The 24,349-nt window shown below is 67.6% G+C and carries 23 protein-coding genes, 1 tRNA gene and 2 riboswitches; of the genes, 11 read left to right on the top strand and 13 right to left on the bottom strand.

The window, feature by feature from the left end; all coding sequences use genetic code 11:
- Nucleotides 1–2: 2 nt before the first annotated feature.
- Both ACXJ1Y_RS07265 and ACXJ1Y_RS07260 read right to left on the bottom strand, forming a co-directional pair.
- Nucleotides 3–2,570 carry an ABC transporter permease gene (locus tag ACXJ1Y_RS07265; protein ID WP_463849411.1) on the bottom strand — a complete coding sequence of 856 codons (2,568 nt, stop codon included), beginning with the start codon at nucleotides 2,568–2,570 and terminating at the stop codon, nucleotides 3–5.
- 175 nt (nucleotides 2,571–2,745) lie between these two features.
- Nucleotides 2,746–3,447 (bottom strand): ABC transporter ATP-binding protein, encoded by a 702-nt coding sequence (locus ACXJ1Y_RS07260; protein WP_463849410.1) that lies wholly within the window; start codon nucleotides 3,445–3,447, stop codon nucleotides 2,746–2,748.
- Between the two features lie 144 nt (nucleotides 3,448–3,591).
- Between ACXJ1Y_RS07260 and ACXJ1Y_RS07255 the strand changes: the two genes are divergently transcribed.
- On the top strand, nucleotides 3,592–4,206 hold the full coding sequence (locus ACXJ1Y_RS07255; RefSeq protein WP_463849409.1) for an arylesterase: 615 nt from the start codon (nucleotides 3,592–3,594) through the stop codon (nucleotides 4,204–4,206).
- Nucleotides 4,206–4,745: an RNA 2',3'-cyclic phosphodiesterase gene (gene thpR / locus ACXJ1Y_RS07250; protein ID WP_463849408.1), complete on the top strand. Its 540-nt coding sequence runs from the start codon at nucleotides 4,206–4,208 to the stop codon at nucleotides 4,743–4,745. The genes ACXJ1Y_RS07255 and thpR overlap by 1 nt, the downstream gene beginning before the upstream one ends.
- Before the next feature lie 70 nt (nucleotides 4,746–4,815).
- Here thpR and ACXJ1Y_RS07245 read toward each other — a convergent pair whose 3' ends face one another.
- Nucleotides 4,816–5,319 carry an isochorismatase family protein gene (locus ACXJ1Y_RS07245; RefSeq protein ID WP_463849407.1) on the bottom strand — a complete coding sequence of 168 codons (504 nt, stop codon included), beginning with the start codon at nucleotides 5,317–5,319 and terminating at the stop codon, nucleotides 4,816–4,818.
- An 88-nt stretch (nucleotides 5,320–5,407) separates the two neighbouring features.
- Between ACXJ1Y_RS07245 and ACXJ1Y_RS07240 the strand changes: the two genes are divergently transcribed.
- Nucleotides 5,408–6,361: a GlxA family transcriptional regulator gene (locus tag ACXJ1Y_RS07240; RefSeq protein ID WP_463849406.1), complete on the top strand. Its 954-nt coding sequence runs from the start codon at nucleotides 5,408–5,410 to the stop codon at nucleotides 6,359–6,361.
- Nucleotides 6,362–6,372: 11 nt separating this feature from the next.
- On the opposite strand, the gene ACXJ1Y_RS07235 is transcribed toward ACXJ1Y_RS07240, so the two are convergent.
- On the bottom strand, nucleotides 6,373–7,833 hold the full coding sequence (locus ACXJ1Y_RS07235; protein WP_463850055.1) for a methyl-accepting chemotaxis protein: 1,461 nt from the start codon (nucleotides 7,831–7,833) through the stop codon (nucleotides 6,373–6,375).
- 399 nt (nucleotides 7,834–8,232) lie between these two features.
- Here ACXJ1Y_RS07235 and ACXJ1Y_RS07230 point away from each other — a divergent pair, with 399 nt between their 5' ends.
- From ACXJ1Y_RS07230 to ACXJ1Y_RS07220, 3 genes are all read left to right on the top strand, one after another.
- Nucleotides 8,233–8,367, top strand: a complete 135-nt coding sequence (locus ACXJ1Y_RS07230) for a hypothetical protein (protein ID WP_463849405.1) — start codon at nucleotides 8,233–8,235, stop codon at nucleotides 8,365–8,367.
- Between the two features lie 119 nt (nucleotides 8,368–8,486).
- On the top strand, nucleotides 8,487–9,290 hold the full coding sequence (locus ACXJ1Y_RS07225; protein ID WP_463849404.1) for an ABC transporter permease: 804 nt from the start codon (nucleotides 8,487–8,489) through the stop codon (nucleotides 9,288–9,290).
- Nucleotides 9,291–9,341: 51 nt separating this feature from the next.
- On the top strand, nucleotides 9,342–9,770 hold the full coding sequence (locus ACXJ1Y_RS07220) for a phage holin family protein (protein WP_463849403.1): 429 nt from the start codon (nucleotides 9,342–9,344) through the stop codon (nucleotides 9,768–9,770).
- A gap of 10 nt (nucleotides 9,771–9,780) precedes the next feature.
- Here ACXJ1Y_RS07220 and ACXJ1Y_RS07215 read toward each other — a convergent pair whose 3' ends face one another.
- Nucleotides 9,781–10,002: a hypothetical protein gene (locus ACXJ1Y_RS07215; RefSeq protein WP_463849402.1), complete on the bottom strand. Its 222-nt coding sequence runs from the start codon at nucleotides 10,000–10,002 to the stop codon at nucleotides 9,781–9,783.
- A 75-nt stretch (nucleotides 10,003–10,077) separates the two neighbouring features.
- On the opposite strand from ACXJ1Y_RS07215, the gene ACXJ1Y_RS07210 reads away from it, so the two are divergent.
- From ACXJ1Y_RS07210 to ACXJ1Y_RS07200, 3 genes are all read left to right on the top strand, one after another.
- Nucleotides 10,078–10,791 (top strand): SDR family NAD(P)-dependent oxidoreductase, encoded by a 714-nt coding sequence (locus ACXJ1Y_RS07210; RefSeq protein ID WP_463849401.1) that lies wholly within the window; start codon nucleotides 10,078–10,080, stop codon nucleotides 10,789–10,791.
- A gap of 49 nt (nucleotides 10,792–10,840) precedes the next feature.
- Nucleotides 10,841–10,915: transfer RNA gene (locus tag ACXJ1Y_RS07205), tRNA-Gln, on the top strand.
- A 321-nt stretch (nucleotides 10,916–11,236) separates the two neighbouring features.
- Nucleotides 11,237–13,453: a hypothetical protein gene (locus ACXJ1Y_RS07200; protein ID WP_463849400.1), complete on the top strand. Its 2,217-nt coding sequence runs from the start codon at nucleotides 11,237–11,239 to the stop codon at nucleotides 13,451–13,453.
- A gap of 208 nt (nucleotides 13,454–13,661) precedes the next feature.
- Here the strand turns inward: ACXJ1Y_RS07200 and ilvD are convergent, their stop codons facing one another.
- The 8 genes from ilvD to crcB form a co-directional block, all read right to left on the bottom strand.
- The gene (gene ilvD, locus ACXJ1Y_RS07195) at nucleotides 13,662–15,491 is read right to left on the bottom strand and encodes a dihydroxy-acid dehydratase (RefSeq protein WP_463849399.1); all 1,830 of its coding nucleotides are present in this window, start codon (nucleotides 15,489–15,491) and stop codon (nucleotides 13,662–13,664) included.
- Between the two features lie 158 nt (nucleotides 15,492–15,649).
- Nucleotides 15,650–16,990, bottom strand: coding sequence for a phosphopyruvate hydratase (gene eno, locus ACXJ1Y_RS07190; protein ID WP_463849398.1), 1,341 nt, complete (start codon nucleotides 16,988–16,990; stop codon nucleotides 15,650–15,652).
- Between the two features lie 67 nt (nucleotides 16,991–17,057).
- Nucleotides 17,058–18,860, bottom strand: coding sequence for a lanthanide-dependent methanol dehydrogenase XoxF5 (xoxF5, locus tag ACXJ1Y_RS07185; protein ID WP_210033476.1), 1,803 nt, complete (start codon nucleotides 18,858–18,860; stop codon nucleotides 17,058–17,060).
- A gap of 615 nt (nucleotides 18,861–19,475) precedes the next feature.
- Nucleotides 19,476–19,545, bottom strand: a riboswitch (Fluoride riboswitch).
- Between the two features lie 90 nt (nucleotides 19,546–19,635).
- Nucleotides 19,636–20,247 (bottom strand): hypothetical protein, encoded by a 612-nt coding sequence (locus ACXJ1Y_RS07180; protein WP_210033473.1) that lies wholly within the window; start codon nucleotides 20,245–20,247, stop codon nucleotides 19,636–19,638.
- A 4-nt stretch (nucleotides 20,248–20,251) separates the two neighbouring features.
- Complete coding sequence (locus ACXJ1Y_RS07175; RefSeq protein ID WP_210033468.1) at nucleotides 20,252–20,689, bottom strand: EamA family transporter; 438 nt, start codon at nucleotides 20,687–20,689, stop codon at nucleotides 20,252–20,254.
- Entirely contained in the window at nucleotides 20,686–21,237 is a 552-nt protein-coding gene (gene ppa, locus ACXJ1Y_RS07170; RefSeq protein ID WP_210033466.1) for an inorganic diphosphatase, read from the bottom strand. Before ppa ends, ACXJ1Y_RS07175 begins: the two co-directional genes overlap by 4 nt.
- 24 nt (nucleotides 21,238–21,261) lie before the next feature.
- Nucleotides 21,262–21,453: a hypothetical protein gene (locus tag ACXJ1Y_RS07165; RefSeq protein WP_210033464.1), complete on the bottom strand. Its 192-nt coding sequence runs from the start codon at nucleotides 21,451–21,453 to the stop codon at nucleotides 21,262–21,264.
- Nucleotides 21,454–21,528: 75 nt separating this feature from the next.
- Nucleotides 21,529–21,921, bottom strand: a complete 393-nt coding sequence (gene crcB / locus ACXJ1Y_RS07160; protein WP_210033462.1) for a fluoride efflux transporter CrcB — start codon at nucleotides 21,919–21,921, stop codon at nucleotides 21,529–21,531.
- Between the two features lie 97 nt (nucleotides 21,922–22,018).
- Nucleotides 22,019–22,081: riboswitch (Fluoride riboswitch) on the bottom strand.
- Nucleotides 22,082–22,467: 386 nt separating this feature from the next.
- Here crcB and ACXJ1Y_RS07155 point away from each other — a divergent pair.
- Nucleotides 22,468–23,082: a 2,3-bisphosphoglycerate-dependent phosphoglycerate mutase gene (locus tag ACXJ1Y_RS07155; RefSeq protein WP_193375331.1), complete on the top strand. Its 615-nt coding sequence runs from the start codon at nucleotides 22,468–22,470 to the stop codon at nucleotides 23,080–23,082.
- Nucleotides 23,083–23,265: 183 nt separating this feature from the next.
- The gene (locus tag ACXJ1Y_RS07150) at nucleotides 23,266–24,327 is read left to right on the top strand and encodes a YeiH family protein (RefSeq protein ID WP_047170696.1); all 1,062 of its coding nucleotides are present in this window, start codon (nucleotides 23,266–23,268) and stop codon (nucleotides 24,325–24,327) included.
- Nucleotides 24,328–24,349: the final 22 nt, after the last annotated feature.

The following is a 24,349-nucleotide window of genomic DNA, read 5'->3' as shown; positions in this document are numbered from 1 at the left end:
CCTTATAACTCGCGCAGGTACGGTGCGGGCTTCTGGCCAAGGATCCGCGCGGTGCCGGCGAGCCCGAGGAGCACCGCCAGCAGCACCGCCGCCCCGGCCGCGAGCAGCGCCCCCGAGAGGTCGAGGCGGAAGTCGAGGTGCATCACCTTGGCGACGATGACCCAGCCGGCGAGGCTCCCGGCGATCAGCCCGAACACGGCCGTGGCGAGGCCGAGCGCCGCGTATTCAAGGGCATAGGCCGAGAGCAGCCGCGTCCGGCTGGCGCCGAGCACCTTCAGCACCACGGCGTCGTAGAGCCGCGCCCGGTGGCCCGCCGCCACCGCCCCGCCGAGGACGAGGAGGCTCGCGAGGATCGCCACGCCGCTCGCCCCCCGGATCGCCAGGACGAGGCGCCCCACGAGGTCGCCCACCGCGTCGAGGGCGTCCTTCACCCGCACGGAGGTGACGGAGGGGAACTCCTTGGCGACGCCGCGCAGGATGCGGTTCTCGAGACCCGCGTCGGTGCCGCCGGGCAGGCTGAGGGTGGCGAGGTCCGAATGCGGCGCGCCCTTGAAGGTGCCGGGCGAGAAGACCATCACGAAGTTGATGCCGAGGTTGCGCCACTCGACCTTGCGCAGGTTGAAGATCGTCGCGGTGACGTCGCGGCCCAGCACGTTGACGGTGACGCTGTCGCCGACCTTGAGGCCGAGCAGCCGGGCGAGGTCGCCCTCGAAGGAGACGAGGTGGCCGGCGCCCTCCCCGGCGTCCCACCAGCGCCCCTCCTCCACCTTCGTGCCCTCCGGCACCGAATCGGCGTAGGTGAGGCCGCGATCCCCGTCGAGCACCCAGGCGGCGTCCTCCGGCGGGCGGATCTGGCGCACCGGCACGCCGTTCAGGGCGACGATGCGCCCGCGCATCATCGGCACGTCCTCGATCTTCGCGGCGGGGGCCTCCGCGTGGAGATAGTCCCGGAACCGGGCGGCCTCGCGGGAGGGGATGTCGAGGAAGAACAGGTTCGGCGCCTTGGCGGGCAGCGTCGCGCTGATCGTGCGGCTGACATTGGCGTCGATGAGGCTCAGCGCCACGAGGAGCGTCACGCCCAGCCCCAGCGACAGCACGATGGTCGGCGTCAGGGCGCCCGGCCGGTACAGGTTCGCCAGCGCCATCCGGGGCGCGGCCCGCTTCGGGTGCGGCAGGCGCTTGGCGCCGGCCATCAGCCCGAGGGCGACGAGGTGCAGCAGCCCGAAGGCGATGCCGGCGGCCGCGATGAAGATCAGCGCCACCCGCCGGTCGAAGGCGCTCGCCAACGAGAGGCCGACGAGGAGCGCCAGCGCCGCGCCGAGCCAGATCCGGTAGCGCCGCCGGGGGGCGACGCGGGCGCGATCCACCGTGTCGCGGAACAGGCCCGAGACCGGCACGTCGTGGGCGCGGCCGAGCGGCGTGATCGCGAAGGCGAAGGCGGTCAGGAGGCCGTAGGCGGCGGCGAGCGCCAACTCGCCGGGGGCGAGCGACGGGTTCAGGGGCAGGGGCAGGCTGTCGGAAAACAGCGCGTCCACGAGGAAGGGCAGGCTCGCCCCGGCGGCGAGGCCGATCAGCGTGCCGAGGCCGGCGATGAGCATGACCTGCGTCAGGTACAGGCCGACCACGGTGGAGCCCGGCGCACCGATGCTCTTCAGCGTGGCGATGGAGCCGCTCTTGCGCTCCACGAAGGCGTGGACGGCGTTGGCCACCCCGACCCCGCCGACGATCAGCGCGGTGAGGCCGACGAGCGTCAGGAACTGCGTGAAGCGCTCAATGCTCTGGGCGAAGCGGGGATCGGCGTTGGCGCGGCTGCGGACCTGCCAGCCGGCCTCCGGCGCCGCCTGGCGCACCCGCGCCTCCACCGGATCGAGGGCGGCGCCCGGCGGCAATTGCACCCGGTAGCTCCACCGGCTGAGGCTGCCGGGCTGGACGAGGCCGGTGCCGCGGAGCGCCGCCTGCGACACGATCAGCCGGGGCCCGAAGCCGATGCCGCCCGCGATCTTGTCGGGCTCGGAGAGGATCGTCCCGCGCAGCACCAGCGGGTGGCCGGCCAGGGTGATCCGGTCGCCGGGCTTGAGGTCGAGGCGGGTGAGGAGCGCGGGGTCGGCGAGGGCTCCGGGCACGCCGTCCCTGTCGGCGAGGAGGTCCGCCAGCTTGCCTGAGGGCTCGGTGACGAGGTCTCCGGCGGCCGGGTAGGTCGCGGGGTCGACGGCCTTGAGTTCCACCAGGGTCGCGTCGCCGCCCGGTGCCACCGCCATGGCGCGGAGCGCCGCCACGACGTCGAGCGTACCCTCGCGGGCGAGGGTGGCCCGCTCCGCCTCCGTCGCCTCGCGGTTGATGAGGCTATAGCTGAGATCGCCGCCGATGATCCGCCGGCCCTCGCGCCCGAGCCCGTCCGACAGGGAGCGCGACACCGAGGCGATGCCCGCGATGGCCGCGACGCCCAGCGCGATGCAGGCGAGGAACACGCCGAAGCCGGACAGCCCGCCACGCAATTCGCGCAGCGCGAGGCGCAGGATGAGGGGGCTGCGGCGGGGGGCGGGATCGGGGTGGGTCAGGGTGCCGTGCATGATGTCCGACCAGTCATTCGCACCCCATCTTCGGCCTCCGCCGTCATCCCGGGGCGCCGCAGGCGAGCCCGGGATCCAGACACGCCGAAGGCGCAAGGTCCGGCGATGTCGGCGGCTCTGGATCCCGGGCTCCGCTGCGCGGCCCCGGGATGACGGAGGGGTTGGTCCGATAGCCTCACGCCGCCACCGCCTCCTCGACCACCCCCGAGCGCAGGCGCACCGTGCGGTCGCAGAGGCGGGCGAGGCCGTTGTCGTGGGTCACGAGGACCAGGGTCGCCCCCCGGTCGCGCTTGAGGCGGAACAGCAGGTCCACGATCTGCCGGCCGGTCGTCTCGTCGAGGTTACCGGTGGGCTCGTCGGCGACCAGGATCGCCGGATCGGGCGCCACCGCGCGGGCGATGGCGACGCGCTGCTGCTCGCCGCCCGAGAGTTGCGCCGGGTAATGGTGCAGCCGGTGCCCGAGGCCGACCGCCTCCAATTCGGCGCGGGCGCGCTCGTGGGCGCCGGGCCGGTCGGCGAGTTCCAGCGGGAGGGCCACGTTCTCCAGGGCCGTCATGGTCGGCACGAGGTGGAAGGATTGGAACACGATGCCGATCCGCCGCCCCCGGAAGCGGGCGAGCGCATCCTCATCGAGGCGCACGAGGTCGGTGTCCTCCACCAGCACCCGGCCGGAATCCGGCCGTTCCAGCCCGGCCATCACCATGAGCAGCGTCGACTTGCCCGAGCCCGACGGCCCGACGAGCCCCACCGCCTCGCCCCGCCCCACCGACAGGGAGATGCCCCGCAGCACATGGACGCGGGCGGGCCCCCGCCCGAGACTGAGATCGATGCCGTCGAGGCTGATCGCCGGAGGGGCGGGTGCCTTGCCGTCGCTCATGGTGTGTCCGATCTGTGGGCGATGACGAGCATGACACGCACGGCTCCGCGCCGGATTGGGTTGCGGCGCGATATGGGTGATGCATTGCGGCTCCGCCATGACAGGCGCCGCCGATTCCCCGTCTTCGCCGCGATTGCCGCACTGATGAGCCTGATCTTCGCCGCCGCCCCCGCCCACGCCGCCCCCCGCCCGCTCAAGCTGGTGGCCTTCGGCGACAGCCTCACCGCCGGCTACCGGCTGCCGGCCGACGCCGCCTTCCCCGCCGTGCTGGAACGGATGCTGAAGGCCCAGGGCCGGGACGTGAAAATCGCCAACGCGGGCGTCTCCGGCGACACCACGACGGGCGGGCTCGACCGGCTCGACTGGTCGGTGCCGGACGGCACGGACGGGGTGATCCTCGAACTCGGCGCCAACGACATGCTGCGCGGCACCGACCCCGCCGTCGCCAGGCGCAACCTGACGGCGATGCTCGACGCCCTGAAGGCCCGCCACATCCCCGTGCTGCTGGCCGGGATGCAGGCGGCGCCCAATCTCGGCCCCGATTACCGGGGGAAGTTCGACGCGATCTTCCCCGACCTCGCCCGGCAATACGGCGTGATGCTCTACCCGTTCTTCCTCGACGGGATCGTCGGCGATGCCGGCCTGCACCTCGATGACGGGCTGCATCCGAACGTGAAGGGCGTCGAGGCCATCGCCGCGCGGATGCTGCCGACCGTCGAGCGCTTCCTCGACAGCCTGCCGGCCGAGGCGACCCGCTGATGCCGCGCCTGTTCACCGCGCTGGCCGTGCCGCCGGAGATCGCCGAGGCGCTTGCCGTCTACCGGGGCGGGCTCCCAGGCGCCCGCTGGGTCGAGCCCGCCGACTTCCACGTGACGTTGCGCTTCCTCGGCGATGTCGAGCGCCCGGTCGCGGAGGATTTCCTGGATTGTCTCGCCGAAACGCGGGTGCGCGGGCCGCTCACCGTGACCCTCGACGGGCTCGGGGCCTTCGGCGGGGGGAAGCCCCGCGCGCTCTACGCCGCGATCCACCCCACCGCTGACCTCGCCGACCTGCAGGCCGAGCAGGAGCGTTTCGCCCGCCGGGCGGGCCTCGCGCCGGAGACGCGCAAGTTCACCCCGCACGTCACCCTCGCCCGGCTGCGGCGGGAGGCGAGCCCCGAGGCCGTGGCGATGTACCTGTCGCAAGCCCCGGTCTTCACGCCCCTGACCTTCACCGCCGACCGGGTGACGGTCTACTCGGCCCGCGAATCGACCGGCGGCGGGCCGTATCTCGCGGAGGCCGCGTTCCCCTTCGCCTGAGGGGCGGCCGACACCCGCTCCGCGACCGAAGGGCACGGACCTTTCCGGCCAGACTTCGAGGAGCGCCGGATCACCCCCAGACCTCTTCCAGATCCGTGAGCAGCCCCTTCGAGCGCAATGCCGAAACGGCGAAGCGGTGGACAGCCTCGGACGGCGCCGTGCAGAGGTCGCCGACCACGCGCACCCGCAAGCCGCCGGCCGACGGCGACAGGGCCGTGAACACCACGCAGTTCTGGGTCATCATCCCGCAGACCAGGAGCGTGTCCGTACCTGCCAGATGGGCGGCGAGACCGGTCTCCTGGAAGGCGTCGGCGTGGTGCTTCACCACCACGGGCGCGTCGCCGGCGGCGGCGAGGATGGACGGGCGGATCGCGGCGCCCTCCGAATCCGGGGCGAAGAGGCCCGTCGCGGTTGCGGAAACGTGGCGGACGAGGACGATCCGGTCCCCATGGGCCCGTGCCCGGCCGATCCCGTCGCGGATGCGCGCCTCTGTCTCCAGCGCCTGCCAGAGGGGCACGACGCCCCCGTCGAAATAGTCGTTCTGAACATCGATCACGAGGAGCGTGCGGGTCATCGGGGTTCTCCGGGTCGCCCCCCTCATTGCCCGTCGTCCGGCGATGCCGCGATTGGCCCGATGGACATTGTTCGTATAGATCGGGCCAATGCGTTTGGCCGTCCTCGCCTTCGAGGGAATCAGCCCCTTCATGCTCTCGACGCCGCTGGCGGTGTTCGGAGAACCCTTCCTCACCGGCGGCAACCGGGTGGAGGTCTGCGCGGCGACGCCGCGCTTCAGCGCCGGGATCCTTACTGTCGAGGCGCCCTCCCCGCTCCGGGCCGCTGCCGAGGCGGATGTCGTGATCCTGCCCGGTTGGCGAGACGCCAGGGAGCCGGTGACCGTCGACCTGGTCGATACGCTACGCACCGCGCATCGGCGGGGCGCCGTGGTCGTCGGCCTCTGCCTCGGGGCCTTCGGCGTCGCGGAGGCCGGGCTGCTCGACGGGCGGCGGGCGACGACGCATTGGGCTCACGCCGACACGTTCGCGGCCCGCTTTCCCCGGGTCGCGGTCGATCCGGACGCCCTGTTCGTGGACCAGGGAGCGGTGCTCACCTCCGCCGGGATTGCCTCCGGCCTCGATTGCTGCCTGCACCTGCTGGCCCGGCTCTCCGGAGCGGGCGAGGCGAACCGCGTCGCCCGCCATCTCGTCGTCGCTCCCCTACGGGCGGGCCCCCAACCACAGGTGATCGCCCGGCCGAGCCCCGGCACCTCGGCGGATCGCCGGGTGAGCGCGCTCCTGGAAGCCCTCTGGGCAGACCCATGCGCGCCGGCCCCGCTGGACGAACTCGCCGCAGGCGTCGGCTTGAGCCGCCGCAGCCTCACGCGCCACATCCGGGCACGGACGGGTGGAAGCCTCGGGGATTGGCTTCGGCGCGCCCGCCTCGCCCGCGCGCAGGATCTGCTCGCGGACGGGGCGCGGGGGCTCGATGACATCGCGCCGCGCTCCGGCTTCCCCGATGCCCACGCCCTCCGAGCGGCGTTCCGGGTGGAACTCGGCCTGACGCCGACGCAATGGCAGGCGCGGCAGAGGGCCGATTGGGCGGCGCGGCGGCTCCGCTGAGCGCCCGCCCCTCAGCTCGCCTTCAGGAAGGTCTGCATGCTGGCGCCGAGGCTGCCCGAATGCTCGGCAAGGCGCTCGGAGATCTCCCGGACCTTCTCGGCCAGCGACCCCGTCCCCTCGGCCGCCGTCGAGACGCCCGAGATGTTCACGGTCATCTCCTGGGTCGAGGCCGCCTGCTGCTCCACCGCGCCCGCGATGGCCAGGGTGAGCCGCGACAATTCCTCCACGGCCCCGGTGATCGTGCCGATGGCCGAGACCGCCTCGCCGGTGGCCGACTGGATGGCGTGGATCTGCTGGGTGATGTCGTCGGTGGCCCGCGCCGTCTGGCCCGCGAGTTCCTTCACCTCGGCGGCCACCACGGCGAAGCCGCGCCCGGCCTCGCCCGCCCGCGCCGCCTCGATGGTCGCGTTAAGGGCCAGCAGGTTCGTCTGGTCGGCGATCGACTTGATCATCGCCACCACGGAATCGACCTTGCCGGTCGTCTCCGCCAGCGCCCGCACGGTCCTGTCGGTGGCGCCCGCCTGATCGGCGATCTGGTTCGCCCGCTCCGAGACCCGCCCGACCTGGCCGGAGATCTCCTTGACGGTGCTGGCCATCTCCTCCGAACTGGCGGCCACCGTGGCGGCGAGCCCGCTCGCCTCGTCGGCGGAATGGTTCAGCCCCTCGACCGACTGGCGCATCTCGTCGATGGCCCGGCCCAGGGCCTCGACCACCCGCGTCACCTCGGACGCCATGGCGACCTGCGCCGTCACGACCGCCCAGGTCAGCATCGGGCCGAGGTATCTTCCCTCGGGATCCTTGATCGCCGAGACCTGCAGATCGAGGGTTTCCGGCCCGACCCGGATCCGCGTCCGGTGCGGCAGGCGGCTCGCATCGGCCAGCATGTTGCGCTGGTGGTGCGGGTTCTTGTGGAAGATGTCGAAGGACCGGCCGATCATGTCGGCGACCTTCACCGGCAGATGCTGCTCGATGGTGCCGAGGGTCTTGGTGGACGTCCGGTTGAGGTAGTTGATCTTGAACTCGTCGTTGATGTCGGCGGTCATCACCGCCACCGGCATGTCGTCGATCATGGTCAGCAGGCGGCTGACCTCGTTCTTCTTGGCCGTGATGTCGGCCGCGACCTTGATGACCTTGAACGGTTTGCCGTCCTGATCGAGGACGGGGTTGTAGCTCGCCTCCAGCCAGACCCGGCGCTTCATCTTGTCGAGACGCATGAATTCGCCGGAGACGAACTCGCCCGCGCGGAGCTTCACCCAGAACGTCTCGTAGTCGGGCGAGGCGGCCACGCTCTCTTCCATGAAGACGCGGTGGTGGCGGCCCTTCAGCTCGGTGAGATCGTAGCCGACCACGCGCAGGAAGTTGGCATTCGCCGTTAGGATCGTGCCGTCCATCCCGAATTCGATGACGGCCATCGAGCGATCGAGAGCATCCATCACCGATTGTGAATCATTGGACTTTGCGCGTCTAAATATCACCGGACCGCCCCCTACTCCTGGTTGATTTATCCTTGAGGCATAAAACTTAAAATTCCAGATCCCGGCTCCCCGAGCCTTCAGGCGATTTGCTGCAGTTCATGCCGCAAAACCGCTCATAAAATAATTTATTTCGGCAATTTGAGGCGGCGATTACAAAATTTGTGGAGCAATATTATACCAATTGATCCACCCGTATGGCTAATACGACGCAGACATTCCAAGCGACAGCCAGCGTCCTGACCGGCTGGTGTTGCGCCGCACCCTTATTCAACCCCCCGCCAATGCAGGCAGCGCGGGGCGGATAGATTGAATTTGCGCTCCTGGCCGCCACCCTATTCCGCCATGATGCTGCAACGCACCATCACGGGCCGACAGGGCCCGCCGCCGGAGGTTCTCATGACCCAGATCGCCAAGACCGTCGCCTGCGGCCTCGCGGGCCGGATCGGCCGCGCCCTCACCCGCTCGGTCGCCCAGCGTTACGCCGAGCAGCGCAGCCAGGTCGAGCGCACCGGCTTCGGCGGGATGCTCTGAGCCCCCTCCCCCCTCGGACCCGGAGCGCGACGGCGACGTAGTTTCGTCGCTTTCCCCCGCCATGTCCTCCCGCACCGGCCGCGCTGGGTCAGCGGCCGAGAGACGGGACCCTGAGGGCGATGGCGATAGGCCTGACGACGAGCGTGCGCGAGGGAGACCGGCTCAGCCCGCTGGAATCCTACCTGCACGTCCTCCACGCCCTGATGCTGCGCGACATGCGCACCCGCTTCGGGGGCACCCTGTGGGGCTACGGCATCGTGGTGATGTGGCCCTGCGTCCACGTCTTCATGCTGATCGGCATCTACACGTTCCAGCATTTGCCGGCGCCCGTCGGCAGTAGTGCGCCACTGTTCTTCGCCACGGGCGCGGTCCCCGTCCTGATCTTCCAATACATCTCCCGCGAGGTGATGAAGGCGACAATGGTCAACAGGCCCCTCACCTACTACCCGCAGGTGAAGCTTTTCGACCTGATCCTGGCGCGTGTGCTCGTGGAGATCGTCACGGGCTTCCTCGGCCTTCTGGTTATTGTCGCCGTGTTGACCGCCTTGGGCACCGACCCCCGCCCGGTAAACAGTTCCATTGCAGTCTTTGCCTATCTCGCATCCATCTTGTTGGGGATCGGCGTTGGCGTGGTCAACGTTGCGATCGTGGGATTCTTTCCCGGATGGCTGGTCGGCTACGCGCTGTTCAACATCCTCATGTACGTCGCCAGTGGGGTGATGTTCATGCCGAGCTTCTTGCCCGAGAAGATCTATTACTGGATGAAATACAATCCGGCGCTTCAGCTCGCCGAGTGGATGAGGTCGGCCTATTACCCCTCGGTAGGCCTGCAGGTCGATTATCTCTACGTGATCATGTTCGCCCTCACCTGCATGGTGTTGGGCCTGCTGATCCTGAAGCACGTCATCAGCAAGCGGAGCTGAGGCGGCATTCCTTGGCGCGCGGAACCACCGGGCGCGGATGCCGTTGGCGCCGTGCCCGGCGGCATCCTGTCGGGCTGGCCGAGGGCCCCGATGCGTCAGACCGTTCCGCTGCAGCACCTCCTGGCCTCGGCCCTGCGCGACAGCGCGGATCATGTCGGTCAGCTGCTGCGGCTTGCGCGAATCGAGACCGACGCGACCCTGCGGACTTGGCTCCGGCTGGCGGGGATCGTCGGAACGATCCCGATCCTCGCGATCGCGATCTTCTTCCTCGGGCTGGACGCGCTGGTGAAGATCATCGCCGCCTTGAGCGGCGCGCCGTTGATTTCCGCTCTGATCGTGGCGTCGCCCTTCATCGGCGTCGCCCTCGTGCTCGTGCGCCTCGGCGCACGACGGATGGCCCTGTCGAACCTCGAACCCTGGCGCACGTGGCGCCAAACGGGCCGTCCCTCATCCCCGGCGCGTGCGCGCCCGGCCGCATGAACGGCCCAGATCAGTGCGACGGGTCGTCCTTGGCGGCGGATTTCGCGAGGTGGAGGAAGCTCCGCTCTCCGGTCGCCGCCTCGGCGACGTGCTGGATCGCGTCAAGCAGTTCCGCGACGGGGCGCGCCTCCATGGGCCGGAAGCAAGCGAGCCCCGCGACACGGCGCGGCGAGATGCGCCCGACGGCCAATTGCGCTTCGCTCAGCGCGTCGAAGTTCCGATGTTTGACCATGCTCTCGAACCTCCACGGGAAGCCTGGGTCCACGATGGTTGACGAAAGGTTAATGCGTCGTCCGACAGGGACGGCATGACGAGCGCGGTCATCGTGGGAGCCTCCGGCGGGATCGGCCGCGCGCTGGTCGAGCGCATCGTCGCGGCCGGCGCCCATCAGCCGGTCTTCGCCCTGTCGCGATCGGGAGCGGACGTCGGAGGCGGCGCGGTTGCGGGCCAAATCGACGTGACCGACGAGGAGAGCATCCGGGCGGCGGCGGGCCGTGTGGCCGAGAGCAGTCCGGTGAGCCTCACCCTCGTCGCGACCGGCCTCCTGCATGGCCCCGGTGTCACACCAGAAAAGGCGTTGAAAGCCCTCGACCCGGCTGCGCTGGCCCAGCTTTTCGCGGTGAACACGACCGGCCCGGCCCTGGTGGCCAAGCACATTGTGCCGCTGATGCCTCGCACGGGCCGCAGCGTCTTCGCGGCGCTTTCGGCGCGGGTCGGCTCCATTGGCGACAACCGGCTGGGTGGCTGGTACGGCTACCGCGCCTCGAAAGCGGCGCTCAATCAGATCCTGCGCACGCTCGCGATCGAAATGGCCCGCACCCACCCGGAGGCGATCGTGGCGGGCCTGCATCCGGGCACGGTGCGTACGGCGCTCTCGCATCCATTCCGCCCCGATGCCGACAGTCCCGACACAGTGACACCGGAGGCCGCAGCGGCGCATCTTCTCGCCGTTCTTGATGGCCTGACACCGGCCGAGAGCGGGAGGATCTTCGCCTGGAACGGTCGGCCGGTTCCGCCTTGAGAGAAGGCTTGCCAGAGCGGGGATGGCCGTCTAGAGGATCGCCGGTCCTTGGGGCGTCGCCAAGTGGTAAGGCAGCGGTTTTTGGTACCGCCATTCCCAGGTTCGAATCCTGGCGCCCCAGCCAAACCTCCGCTAAGTCATTGATCTGATTGCATTCGGCTCTCGGCCGCTTCGGCGGCCATACCGATTGTACGCAGAGCTGTTGCACGCGCTTGTCCACAGGGGCAGGCCGTTGACGATTTGTTCTAACGTGTTCCGCCGCGGGGCGGTATACTGGTGGCGAAGGCGATTCCGTTGCGATGAGCGGACACGACCCTCTGGTGCCCCGTTTAGGGGGAAGTCCACCACGGTCGCTCTGAGCCTAGGCACTACCGACCCGGCAGGTGCTCGCACACTTGGCTGGGGGCTCAACGCGGAAAGCCTCCGCGTCCGGGATGACCCCGCCATGCAAACAGCGACTCAAATCCGCGACCACCTCCGCGCCTTCGTCGATCGGGAGCGAAGCGCGCGGATTGCACGCTTGCAGCGTGACCTCAATCCACCGCGCGCGCCTCTCATCGGCGACTGGTCCTCGCTCATGGTGAAACGGGAACGGGAGTATCGGATCTTTGGACGCCTTCAGGCACTAGCGGCCGAGGAAGGCTTCGAAGCGGGGTACGACAGCAAACTCGATGCCCGCCTGAAGCGGGAAGGCTTTAGCCTGACGGAGCGCGGAGCCATCCGACGGCGCATCGAGAACGGTTACCTGCGCGATCTCGGTCGCCCGGACGAGACTGGTCGGCTCACGCCACCGCGCTCTTATCTACAGACGATGCTGACCAGCATGAACGAGCCTTTGACGGAAGCTGGCCTCAATCGCTGCCTCCGTGGCCTCGCGGCGCTCTCCAGCCATGTTTCACGCGAGTTCGCCTCAACCTATGCCGAGGCGCGTGCAGATCCACGGGAAGCCTGGGCCAATCTCTCAGCGATGCGTGCAAAGGGCGAAGTACCCCGCGACACATTGGGCTGGGCCAAGTCGGACTTCGACGGCGCCGACAGCTTCGAATGGGGCAACTTCGAAGTCGACGTCCCTACCCCGTCGCAGCAGGCGATGGACGATGATGAGAGATCTAACGCTCGCCAAACCGAGCCTGCATCCTTTCGGACTTCCGAACAAGATGCTGTGCCTAGCAGGCGAGACCAGACCTCCGCCGCGCCGACGCCTCCTCATCAAACGGATAGCGCTGCGCCTGAGCAGGCCTCAGAAACCCTTGGCACTACGTCAGTGAATGAAGGTCGGAACCCGGTTGAGAACGCCACCATCGGCACCGAGGTTCTCAACCAAGAAAGCTCAAATTGTAACGACAATCAAACTGAGACGACCTCTGCCGAAAAGACAAATTCTCTCATAGAAATCGTCGAAGAGCTCATCGGCCACAAAGGTAAGACGTGGGACGAGAAGACCCAGCGTCAGCATCGGGCCGTCTCCAAGATGCTGGTCGCTATCGCGGGCACTGACGATCTGGGAGAGATCAAACACGCCCATTGCGTCGCCTATGTCCAGAATCTCTCGAACTTGCCGAAGTCTTACGGCAAAAGCCAACGAGATGCGGAACTCTCGATCGCGGATCTTCTCGAACGTGGGCAGAGGTTACGGGCTTCTGGACAGGCCGAGAAAGTCGGGCTCAGTCCTGCGACGGTCAACCGGCATATCACACAGCTTTCGACCATTTTGAAATACTGCCGCGCCAATCAGCGTCCGATCGGAGAAGTGGAGCTCTTACGCGACTTTCGCCTGATCGACCCCCAACGGGATTGCGACAAGCGACCTGCCTTCGAGGTTGAAGATGTCGAGCGGCTCTTCGCGCATCCCGTCTGGACGTCGACGACGTCCGAGGTGGATATGCAGCAGATCGCCAGCCGACAGCAGATTTTCGCGGCCGTCTATTGGCTGCCGCTTCTCGGCTACTACACCTGCGCACGCTTGTCGGAATTGACCTATCTCGAGATCGACGACGTTGATGTAACGCGGGGCACTCTAAGGATCAGGCCAACCCGCAGACGGCGTCTCAAGAATGCGGTGTCACAGCGAACTCTGCCGATCCATCCCGAACTTATTCGGCTCGGCTTCCTCGATTTTGTGCAGAGACGGTCGGGAAAACGAACGGACCTGATTTTTTCGGAGATTGAACAGCTTGGTGAAAACACCCCACTGTCGAACTTGTTTGATAAGCGCTGGAGCGTCGTCCTGGACGAAGCCGTGCCGTCGGCACGGGAAGAAGGAAAAACGTTTCATTCCTTCCGGCACTTCGGCAACATGGAAATGATCTTGGCCCTTGTCCTCGATCCGATACGCGAGTCGATGATGGGTCACGAGGGCGCCACAGTGAATTCGCGCCACTATAAAAAGACACTCAAGCCCGAGAAGCTTCAAACTGCTATCGCTGCCATACCGGAGGTCACGCGGAGCTTGATCGCGTACGACTGGTCGCTGATGGAGAAGGCGCTCATGGAAGACGCGCCGAAATCAAGAGCAGCACGACCTTGTGGGGCGCGACGTCCGACATCCAGCGGATCACCCCGGCATGCTTCAGGCAAGGATCGCATCATCGTGCCTGAACGTTCGCCACGTTCTGTCGAACCCCGCTCAGAACCACGCCGCAAACTGAAAAACACGACCTAACCGACTATGGATCGCGTCCGCTCAGTGTGTCCTTTGTCCGGAGCGGACATTCGGCTTTGCGCCCTTTGCGGCCATCCAGCCGAGTTGGTGGGTCATCCCGAAGCAGACGATATGGCGGGCAACGGCTTAGCCAAGGAGAACCGTGCGGATACCTCTGCGGTCGTGCCCCTCTTGACCCCCTCAGGAATTTAAAGATCGCTCAACGGGATCAGACTCGCCGGACCGCGCCGTGGGCGGCGCTGGTCGTGAGCATCGCGTAGGCGCGCAGGGCCGCGCTCACCTTCCGCTTGCGCGGCTTCGCCGGCTGCCAACCCGCTGCCTCCTGGGCGACCCGCCGCCGGTCGAGCTCTGCCTTGTCCACGTCGAGGTGGATGCTGCGGTTCGGGATGTCGATGGCGATCCGGTCGCCGTCGCGCACGAGGCCGATCAGGCCGCCCTCGGCCGCCTCGGGGGAGACGTGCCCGATGGACAGGCCCGACGACCCGCCGGAGAACCGCCCGTCGGTGACGAGGGCGCACGCCTTACCCAGCCCCTTCGATTTGAGGTAGCTCGTCGGGTAGAGCATCTCCTGCATGCCGGGGCCCCCCCGCGGTCCCTCGTAGCGGATCAGCACGACCTCGCCGGCCGTGACCTTGCCGTTGAGGATGCCGTCGACGGCCGCGTCCTGGCTCTCGAACACGCGGGCGGTGCCCGTGAAGGTCAGGATCGCGGCGTCGACGCCCGCGGTCTTCACGATGCAGCCCTGCTCGGCCAGGTTCCCGTAGAGCACGGCGAGGCCGCCATCCTGCGAGTAGGCGTGGGCCGCGTCGCGGATCACGCCGCCCTCCCTATCGAGGTCGAGTTCGTCGAAGCGGGATTCCTGGCTGAACGCGACCTGGGTCGGCACGCCGCCGGGGGCCGCGCGATAGAAGTCCTGGACCGAGGTGGACGGTTCGCCGCGCACGTCCCAGCGGGCGAGCGCCGCGCTGAGCGTCCCGGCCGAGACGTTGCCGACGCCGGTGTCGATCAGGCCGGCCCGGTCGAGCTCGCCAAGGATGCCCATGATGCCGCCGGCCCGGTGGACGTCCTCCATGTGGACGTTGGCCACTGCCGGAGCGACCTTGCACAGCACCGGCACCCGCCGGGACAGCCGGTCGATGTCGGCCATGGTGAAGGGCACCTCGCCCTCGTGGGCGGCTGCCAGCAGGTGCAGCACTGTATTGGTTGAGCCGCCCATGGCGATGTCGAGCGTCATGGCGTTCTCGAAGGCTTTGAAGCTCGCGACCGCGCGGGGCAGCACGCTGGCGTCGTCCTGCTCGTAGTGGCGGCGGGCGAGATCCACGATCAGGTGGCCGGCCTCGACGAACAGCCGCTTGCGGTCGGCGTGCGTGGCGAGCACCGAGCCGTTGCCCGGCAGCGCCAGCCCCAGCGCCTCGGTGAGGCAGTTCATCGAGTTTGCCGTGAACATGCCCGAGCACGAGCCGCAGGTCGGGCAGGCTGAGCGCTCGATGACGGCGACGTCCTCGTCGGAGATGCGGTCGTCGGCGGCCGCGATCATCGCGTCGACGAGATCGACCTTTTTAGCGATGCCCGGCAGCTGGACCTTGCCGGCCTCCATCGGGCCACCTGACACGAAGACGGTCGGGATGTTGAGGCGGAGCGTTGCCATCAGCATGCCGGGGGTGATCTTGTCGCAATTCGAGATGCACACCATCGCGTCGGCGCAGTGGGCGTTGACCATGTACTCGACGGAATCGGCGATCAGCTCGCGGGACGGGAGCGAGTACAGCATCCCGTCGTGGCCCATGGCGATGCCGTCATCCACGGCGATCGTGTTAAACTCCTTGGCGACGCCGCCGGCCGCCTCGATCTCACGCGCGACGAGCTGGCCGAGGTCCTTCAGGTGGACGTGGCCCGGCACGAACTGCGTGAAGGAATTCACCACCGCGATGATCGGCTTGCCGAAATCGGCATCCTTCATGCCGGTGGCGCGCCACAGGCCGCGGGCACCGGCCATGTTGCGGCCGTGGGTGGTGGTGCGGGAGCGATAGGCGGGCATGTGCGTCTCGTTGGTGTCATGCGCGTTCTGCCGGATAGGCGTCGGCGAACAAGCGGGTTCGGCTCGGTGCTGTCATGCACCTTGGCTGTTGGCGTCCCGTCCACGCTCCCGCCGGCATCGGTGACGGGAACCGAGCGGGCGCCGACCTTGGCTCGGCGCTACCGAGTGCGTCCGTAGCGCGCGAACGGGTTCTCGAAGCGCGCGCGGGCGCCGAGTTCGGCCTCGATGGCCAGCAGGCGGTTGTACTTGGCTAGCCGCTCGCCCCGGCAGGGCGCACCCGCCTTGATCTGCCCGCTGCCCATGGCGACCGCGAAGTCGGCGATGAACGTGTCCGTGGTCTCCCCGGAGCGATGGGAAACCATCGTCGCCCACCCCGCCTTCCGGCACAGGGTGATGGCCTCGACCGTCTCGGACACGGTGCCGATCTGGTTGAGCTTGATCAGCGCGGCGGTACAGGCCCTTTCGTCGATGGCCTTCGCGATGAAGCGAGGATTGGTCACCAGCAGGTCGTCGCCGACGACCTGTATCCGCTCGCCCTGCGCGGCCGTCTGGGCCACGAACCCGGCCCAGTCCTCCTCCCCGAACCCGTCCTCAATGGAGACGATGGGCCAGCGCTCGACCCAACGGCCGTAGAGCTCCAGGAGCTGCGCGCTGTTCAGGAGGCCGGTCCGCGAACGGGCGAGATCGTAACCGTCCGCCGCCGCGAACGAAGAGGCCGCGGGGTCCAGGGCGATGGCGACGTCGGCGCCCGGCGTGTAGCCGGCCCTCTCCGTTGCCTCCACGATCAACGCCAAGGCCGCCTCGTTGTCGGGCAGGTTGGGTGCGAAGCCGCCCTCGTCCCCTACGGCCGTGGCTAGCCCCCGTTCGTGAAGAATCTCCCGGATAGCCGCGTAGGTCTCGGCCGCGACGTGCATCGCCTCGGCCAGGCTCGACGCGCCGACGGGCACGAGCATGAATTCCTGGACGTCGAGCGAGCTGTCGGCGTGCTGGCCTCCGTTGAGGACGTTGAGGCACGGCATTGGGAGAAGGATGGCGGCCTCGCCGCCGAGATGGGCGTAGAGGGGATGGCCCGTCGCGCGCGCGGCCGCACGCGCCGCCGCCATTGAGACACCAAGCATCGCGTTCGCGCCAAGCCTGGACTTATTCGGCGATCCGTCGAGCTCGACGAGCGTCCGGTCGACGCCTTGCTGGTCGGATGCGTCCCATCCCCGGAGCGCCTCGGCGATCTCGCCTCGAACGGCCTCAGCGGCCCTCAGCACGCCCTTGCCCCCGTAACGTGCCGGGTCATTGTCGCGCCTCTCGACCGCCTCGTTTACGCCGGTCGAGGCGCCCGAGGGGACGCCGGCCTTGGCACTGACGCCGCCCTCCAGCGTGACGCGGACCTCCAGGGTCGGGCGGCCGCGGGAGTCCAGGATTTCCAGGGCTTCGAGGGCGCGGATCTTCGTGTCCGTACGCATCGGGTATTCCATCGGTTGATGAAGGTTCTTGGCGGTGGCCAAGCATGGAGAAGGGTGCCGGCGCGGAACCCGCACCGGCACCCTCATGTCGTCAGCGACGTGCCGCTGCTTAGTTCGGCAGGGCGAAGTCGGTCAGCGTGCCACCGAGGTTGGTGTACTGCGACAGGGCCGCGTAGCCACCCACCGCGCCGAGGCCGGCGTTCGGGTCGGTCAGGCCGGCCGCAAGGCCGATGCCCGCCCAGCCGCCGACGCCCGAGAGGACGGCGATGTGCTGCTTGCCCTTGATCGAGTAGGTCATCACGTTGCCGATGATGCCCGACGGGGTCTTGAACTTCCAGAGTTCCTTGCCCGTCTTGTCGTCGACAGCCTTGATGTAGCCTTCCAGGGTTCCGTAGAACACTACGTCGCCGGCGGTGGCGAGCGCGCCCGACCACACCGAGAACTGCTCCGGGTCGGACCAGACGATCTTACCCTTCACGCCGTCCCAGGCGATGAAGTTGCCCATGCCGCCGTGCGAGTTCGGGGCCGGGTACATCGACAGAGTCGCACCGACGTAGGGCTGGCCCGGGGTGTAGGTCACCCGGAACGGCTCGTAGTCCATGCAGACGTGGTTGGTGGGGACGTAGAACAGGTTGGTCTTCGGGGAGAAGGCCGCGGGCTGCTCGTCCTTCGACCCGAGGGCCGCCGGGCAGATGCCCTTGGAGTTCACGTCCTCGCCGTTCTGCTCGGTCGAGTATTTCGCCTGGACGAGCGGGCGGCCATAGTTCTTGGAGCCCTTGTCCATGTCGACCTTGGACGCCCAATTGACGGCCGGGTCGAACTTTTCGGCCACCAGCAGCTCGCCCGTGTCGCGGTTCAGCGTGTAGCCGAAGCCGTTACGGTCGAAGTGGGTCAGGAGCGGGGTCTCCTTGCCGTCGACCTTTTGATCCGTGAGGATCATCTCGTTGATGCCGTCGTAGTCCCACTCATCGTGCGGGGTCATCTGGTAGACCCACTTGGCCATGCCGGTGTCCGGGTTACGCGCCCAAATGGTCATCGACCACTTGTTGTCGCCCGGACGCTGCTTCGGGTTCCAGGTCGAGGGGTTGCCCGAGCCGTAGTACACGAGGTTCAGCTTGGGGTCGTAGGAGTACCAGCCCCAGGTGCAGCCGCCGCCGGTCTTCCACTGATCGCCTTCCCAGGTCTTCAGCGAGGAGTCCTTGCCGATGGGCTTTCCGAGCGAGGTGGTCTTCTCCGGGTCGACCAGGAGCTGGTCGTCCGGGCCTTCCGAGTAGCCGCGCCACACGCGCTTGCCGGTCTTCAGGTCGTAGGCGGTGATGGAGCACTGCACGCCGAACTCGCCGCCGGAGATGCCGACGAGGACCTTGTCCTTCACGGGGAGGACGGTGGCGGTGTTGGTCGCGCCCTTGCCCGGGTCGCCGTTCTTCACCGACCAGTTCACCTTGCCGGTCTTGGCGTCTAGCGACACGACGGTGGTGTCGGCCTGGTGCAGGATGAGGGCGCCGTCGGCGTAGGCAAGGCCGCGGTTGACCGTGTCACAGCACATGACCGGGATCACGGACGGATCCTGCTTCGGCTCGTACTTCCACAGGATCTTCTGCTCATGCTCAAGGTCGAGCGCGTAGACGATGTTCGGGAACGGCGTGTGCACGTACATCACCGAGCCGATGACGAGCGGCGCGCCTTCGTGGCCGCGCAGGACGCCGGTCGAGAAGGTCCAGGCGACCTGGAGATCCTTGACGTTCTTCGTGTTGATCTGGTCGAGCTTCGAGAAGCGGGTGTTCGAATAGTTCAGCCCCGGGAACGCCCAGTCGTTGGGGTTCTCCATCATCTTCATCAGGTCGTCGTTGGCCGAGGCCGGCAGCAGGGTGGCGGCATAGGCAACTGACGCCGCGAGGGCGATCTTTTTCATGAGCGTTCCTCCGTTCAGACGCCGCGGCCAGAATTCGGCGTGGCCACGCGTCATGTCACGCGTTATCGCCACTTTTCTATCCCTGAATTTCCTCCGTTCAGGTCGAAAGCGAGCAATGCAGGTCTATCAAGACCATTAGAGATTACAATAAGATTCTTCTAAGTGCGACAGTTTTTCTTGTGCCGTCAGCACATTTACTTGTTAAGGCATGGATAATCTACCCGGCAAGCGATGCGCTTTCCAGGACCAAGTAAAACCGGCTTTTAAAAAGATCTAAGATGCCAATTTTCTTCGATTATCGGCCTGTTACCGTTGACTCGAAGCTTGTTCTAGCTATCCTGACCTCTCCGACAAGTAAGACTGAGATCTAGCGAACGACTTAAGTTACCGCTCGGGAAGTTCGCTGGGTGCGGCGGGGTCTTCGGACCTCGCCGTTTTTTTTCGTTCGAGCACGACGAAACGCGCGCGAAATCGCGCGCGTGGGTCAGGCTCAGAGCGGCGGTTGGTGGGATCGCATCGGCACACGGCTCACGCAGGATCCCGGTGAAGGGATCGGGTTACGGGAGGTGCGCGGCCGGATGTGGGGACAGGCACAGCCCTACCCGCGCCCGGAAGCGCACGGTAGGAGCTATCGTCCGGGCGTAGGGCCCGGCAGTTGTCGGGGAGCTCCATCCCCATCCCACGTCCGGGAGAGTGGCTTAATCCACGGCGGCCGTCAATTCTGACGCAGGTGACAAGGCCGTGACGGCGCCAGTCCGCCTTTCGCGCCGCCCGGTCAGCCGTCCGTGAGCGCCGACGCGAGGAAATAGGAGCCGTAGGCGACGACCATGAAGGCAGCGGCGCCATCCAAAAGGAATGGCGGTACGCTTCGGAAAACCCCCGTTCGGCCCAACGTCGCCGCCAACGCGCCGATGATCGCGACGCCGAGCGCGACCCCGAGCGTCGCGGTCGCGGCCCCCTCACGCAGTGCGACGCCAAGCCAGACGACCAGGACTTCCAGCCCTTCCGTGACCAGCGCCCAGAACCCGACGCCGATGCCGGCCAAGTTGAGTGGACGCGGCCAGTTGCCGGAGAATACAGGCGGTTTCGGGCTGGTCCCGTCCCACTGACTAAGACCCTGGAGGAACTCCCAGAGCAGGTAGATCCCGAACGCCAGCAGCAGCGCGGCGGCGATGGCGTCGAGGAGATGCAGCGCGAACCGGTAGGCCGCAGCCTGTAACACCCAAGCCAGCACGGCGACGGCGGTTCCGCCGAGGACGCCGCCCAATAGGAGGCTCCGCCAACCGAAGCGGTAGGCTCCCGCGATCAGGACCGTGGCCGCGATGAACAGTTCGGTGAAGGTGACCTGGAAGGTGATGACCACGCCGAACCAGGAGACGTCGCCCATGCGCTCACCCCCGGAAAGCGACGAGGATCGCGCCGGCTGCGATCAGGCCGACGCCGAGCCAATTGGGTCCGGACAGCCGCTCCCCCAGGAACACGACCCCGAACACGGCGACGAGCACGACGCTGAGCTTGTCGATGGGTGCGACCCGCGCCGCATCGCCTAGCTTGAGCGCCCGGAAGTAGCACAGCCAGGAGCCCCCGGTGGCCAAGCCGGACAGGACTAGGAACAGGTAGGTCCGGCGGGAGACCGACGAGAGCGGCTCCCACTGGCCGGTCGCAATCAAGATGCCGCCGAGGACGAGCAGGATCACGGCGGTACGGACGAAGGTGGCGAAGTCCGAGCCCACCGCCTCGATGCCGACCTTGGCGAAGATCGCCGTCAGCGCCGCGAAGCCGGCCGAGAGCAGGGCCCAGGCCTGCCAGGACTGCAGCAGGCCCCTCACGGCGTTATCGGCTCGGGGCCGGCCGCCCGGTGGCGTTCCACGGCCGCCGCGATCATCGCCCGCGCCGCGGCCGCCGTGTCCCAGCCGGTGATTCGGACCCACTTGCCGGGCTCCAAGTCCTTGTAGTGCTCAAAGAAGTGGTGGATCTGGCTGCGGGTAATTTCCGGCAGGTCGGTATGCTCGTGGATGGCGTCGTAGCGGCGCGTCAGGCGTTGCGCCGGGACCGCGACGATCTTCTCATCCGGACCGTGCTCGTCTTCCATCAGCAGCACGCCGACGGGCCGGACCCGCAATACCGCACCGGGCAGAACCCCGCGGGTGTTAGCCACCAGCACGTCGCAGGGATCGCCGTCCTCCGAAAGGGTGTTCGGAATGAAGCCGTAATTGCCCGGGTAGCGCATCGGCGTGTGCAGGAATCGGTCGACCACGAGCGCGCCGGCGGCTTTGTCGAGCTCGTATTTGACCGGCTCTCCGCCGACCGGCACCTCGACCAGTACGTTGACCTCGTGGAAGGTCGGATCGCCGACTGCGATGGCTTCAAGCTTCACGTTAAAAACTCCTTCTGGGCCGGTTCAGGGTTGGGTGACGATCCAGACGGAGGCGAGCGCCAGGATCAGCAGGACGGCGACCGCGAACACGATCAGGGCGGTGCTGCCGTGACGCACGCGTGCGCTCGATCGCTTGCGCTCCCGCTCGGCGCGCCGCAGCGCGTCGACGTCGCTCAGTTCGGGGTCTGGGTCGTTGCTCTCGGGTCGATTGGTCATCGCGGCCTCCCTTGCCGGATTGTCCACGCCTCGCCGGAGGCGGCGGACGGGGTGTTGCCGGCGTACCGGCCGGGCTCACGTCGGCCCCATGCCCAGGAGGCCGCGCACCAGCGCCAGGGCCGCCAGGAGGCCGAGCAGTGCCGCGATCACGGAAGCGAGGACGTAGGCGAAGGCCGCCCCGGTCTGGCCCCGCTCGTAAAGCGTGATCGCGTCGAGCGAGAAGGTCGAAAAGGTCGTGAAGCCGCCGAGCACCCCGGTGGTCAGCAGCAGGCGCAGGGGATGCCCGCCGGAGCCGCGGAGCACGAAGCTCTCGGCGATGATGCCCATCAGGAACGAGCCAAGGACGTTGATGAACAGCGTGGCGACGGGGAACGTGACGCCGGGCAAGAGGCGCGACGTGGCGAGGTTGATTCCGTGGCGGATGGCTCCGCCGACACCCGCACCCAGGAATACGATCAAGAAGTTCACAGGTCGCCTCTCGTCACATCGAGCGAGGGCAACAAAAAACCCGCCTTGCGGCGGGTTGCGTCGGAAACGCTCCCGCCGCGAGCGGGCACGCGGTGCCCTCGCAGCAGGAGCCATCAGCCCTCACGGGCGGTTGTCGGGAAGCTCCATTCCCATCACACGCTAGCCCTTTAACAGCGGGCGATGCGAAGGGTCAATGACTTTCGGTCGCGGTTCGAAATCCCAGCATCCAACACTGCTCATCCAGTCCGCACGAGCGGCCGCTTTCCCCCTGCCTCTGCTCAAACGGACAAGCGGCTTTCGGCCAGCTTCGGCCTCGCCGTTAGGCGATCGGGATGACTGGGGTGGGTGGGAAGCAGCTTGGCTGCTTTCGGTCGCAAGACGTTCTAAAGCGGACCTAGGATGAATCGCCGTCTCCGGATGGACGGTCCAACCCATCTCAGGGTCGAAGTTCGTTAAAGCCGGATGCCGTTTTCATCAGAGGCGATGCGACCGACGCGAAAGTGCGTTGCCTTGGGAGACAGAGTGATTCACGATCGCAAAGCCCCAATCACGCGACGTCTCGTGCTGGTCCGGCATGGCCAGAGCGTAGCCAACCGATCCGGTCTGTTCACGGGATTGCTGGACTCGCCCTTGACCGAGCAGGGTCGGATAGAAGCCGTGGCAGCCGGGCGGCGTTTGGCCGAGCGCAGCTGGCGCTTTTCCGATGCCTTCACCTCGACGCTGACGCGGGCCGTCGTGAGCGGCCGGCTTATCCTCGATACGCTCGGGCAACCCGGATTAATCCCTCAACGCTTCGCCGCGCTCGACGAGCGAGACTACGGCGACCTCAGCGGGCTCGACAAGACCGCCGCCGATGCGCGCTGGGGGGCGGAGCGGATCGAGACCTGGCGGCGCTCCTACGCCGAGGCGCCGCCGAACGGTGAGAGCCTGCGCGATACCGTCGCCCGCATCGTGCCATGCTACCTCCGATCCATCCTACCGGCGGTCATGGGCGGGGACGTGCTCGTCGTCGCCCACGGTAATTGCCTGCGGGCGCTCGTTATGGCGCTCGACGACCTCAGCCCGGCGGAGGTCGAGCAACTCGAACTCGCGACGGGCTCCGTCAGGATCTATGAGTTTGCTGCGGACACGACGATCGAGGCCCGCTGGATCGACGGTTGAATCCGCCTGTAGGCCCCCAAGAATGGGTCGCCTCACGCTTCGAGGGGATCCCCATTTGATCTAATTAAGTGATTGGAATTATCTAATCATTCCGTTGGAGTGAATGAAAGGGAAGTGGGATTCTCCGGCATCACATCGGAGCCACCCATGTCCGCCCCCAGACTTGTCTCCCACCCTCGATCGATGCGTGCCCTGGCCGGCACGAGAGCCATCCTTCCAGGACTGGGCCTCTGCGTGGCAGTTACCGCCGCAGCGGTCGGCTTCGAAGCCGTCGAGACGCACCTGTTCGGTCGCGCTTGGCTCGAAGCCCTGGTGCTGGCGATCCTCCTCGGGAGCGCGATCCGCACCGCCTGGACCCCGTCGCAGCGTTTCTTTCCCGGCATCGCCTTCGGGGCCAAGACCGTGCTGGAGATCGCGGTCGTAATGCTAGGCGCGTCGCTCAGCCTCGCGACGATCCTCGCCGCCGGCCCGGGCCTGCTCTTCGGCATCGCGGGCGTCGTCGTGGTCGCGATCCTGTCGAGCTACGGCATCGGCCGGGCGCTCGGACTGCATTCGCGCATGGCGATCCTCGTCGCCTGCGGCAACTCGATCTGCGGCAACTCGGCGATCGCCGCCACCGCCCCGGTGATCGGCGCCGACGGCGAGGACGTCGCCGCCTCCATCGCCTTCACCGCGGTGCTGGGCGTGCTGGTGGTGCTCGGCCTGCCGCTGCTGGTGCCGCTGCTCGGCCTGTCGCCGATGCAGTACGGCGTGCTCGCCGGCCTCACCGTCTACGCCGTGCCGCAGGTCCTCGCCGCCACCGCGCCGGTCGCGGCGCTCAGCGTCCAGGTCGGAACCCTGGTGAAGCTCGTCCGGGTGCTGATGCTCGGGCCGGTCGTTCTGATGCTCTCCCTCGGCGCGAGCCGGCTGCGCGAGGAGACCGACGAGGCCGCCCCCGGCGTCACAACCGGCGACCGCCCGGCCCCCGGCGGCCTCGCGATCCACCGCCTGGTGCCGTGGTTCATCCTCGCCTTCCTGGCGCTCGCGGGACTCCGCTCGGCCGGGCTGATCCCGCAAGTCGCGCTCGCGCCGATGTCGGAGACCGCCAACGTGCTGACCGTAGTCTCGATGGCGGCACTCGGCCTCGGGGTCGACGTGCGCAGCGTCGCCAAGGCCGGGGCGCGGGTGACCCTCGCTGTGGTCGCCTCGCTCCTTGCCCTCGGCGCCGTCAGCCTCGGCCTGATCCATGTGCTCGGCCTCGTCTGATCCACGCTATGGCATCGATCCG

This window comes from Methylobacterium sp. TK26 (genome assembly GCF_055361565.1).
Note: the sequence above shows the minus strand (reverse complement) of the source record. Positions and strands in the feature narration are given on the sequence as shown.

Coding starts and splice junctions, on each gene's coding strand:
- ACXJ1Y_RS07265 (WP_463849411.1), bottom strand. CDS start 2,570: ATGCACGGCACCCTGACCCACCCCGATCCCGCCCCCCGCCGCAGCCCC.
- ACXJ1Y_RS07260 (WP_463849410.1), bottom strand. CDS start 3,447: ATGAGCGACGGCAAGGCACCCGCCCCTCCGGCGATCAGCCTCGACGGC.
- ACXJ1Y_RS07255 (WP_463849409.1), top strand. CDS start 3,592: ATGAGCCTGATCTTCGCCGCCGCCCCCGCCCACGCCGCCCCCCGCCCG.
- thpR (WP_463849408.1), top strand. CDS start 4,206: ATGCCGCGCCTGTTCACCGCGCTGGCCGTGCCGCCGGAGATCGCCGAG.
- ACXJ1Y_RS07245 (WP_463849407.1), bottom strand. CDS start 5,319: ATGACCCGCACGCTCCTCGTGATCGATGTTCAGAACGACTATTTCGAC.
- ACXJ1Y_RS07240 (WP_463849406.1), top strand. CDS start 5,408: ATGCGTTTGGCCGTCCTCGCCTTCGAGGGAATCAGCCCCTTCATGCTC.
- ACXJ1Y_RS07230 (WP_463849405.1), top strand. CDS start 8,233: ATGACCCAGATCGCCAAGACCGTCGCCTGCGGCCTCGCGGGCCGGATC.
- ACXJ1Y_RS07225 (WP_463849404.1), top strand. CDS start 8,487: ATGGCGATAGGCCTGACGACGAGCGTGCGCGAGGGAGACCGGCTCAGC.
- ACXJ1Y_RS07215 (WP_463849402.1), bottom strand. CDS start 10,002: ATGGTCAAACATCGGAACTTCGACGCGCTGAGCGAAGCGCAATTGGCC.
- ACXJ1Y_RS07210 (WP_463849401.1), top strand. CDS start 10,078: ATGACGAGCGCGGTCATCGTGGGAGCCTCCGGCGGGATCGGCCGCGCG.
- ACXJ1Y_RS07200 (WP_463849400.1), top strand. CDS start 11,237: ATGCAAACAGCGACTCAAATCCGCGACCACCTCCGCGCCTTCGTCGAT.
- ilvD (WP_463849399.1), bottom strand. CDS start 15,491: ATGCCCGCCTATCGCTCCCGCACCACCACCCACGGCCGCAACATGGCC.
- xoxF5 (WP_210033476.1), bottom strand. CDS start 18,860: ATGAAAAAGATCGCCCTCGCGGCGTCAGTTGCCTATGCCGCCACCCTG.
- ACXJ1Y_RS07180 (WP_210033473.1), bottom strand. CDS start 20,247: ATGGGCGACGTCTCCTGGTTCGGCGTGGTCATCACCTTCCAGGTCACC.
- ACXJ1Y_RS07165 (WP_210033464.1), bottom strand. CDS start 21,453: ATGACCAATCGACCCGAGAGCAACGACCCAGACCCCGAACTGAGCGAC.
- ACXJ1Y_RS07150 (WP_047170696.1), top strand. CDS start 23,266: ATGCGTGCCCTGGCCGGCACGAGAGCCATCCTTCCAGGACTGGGCCTC.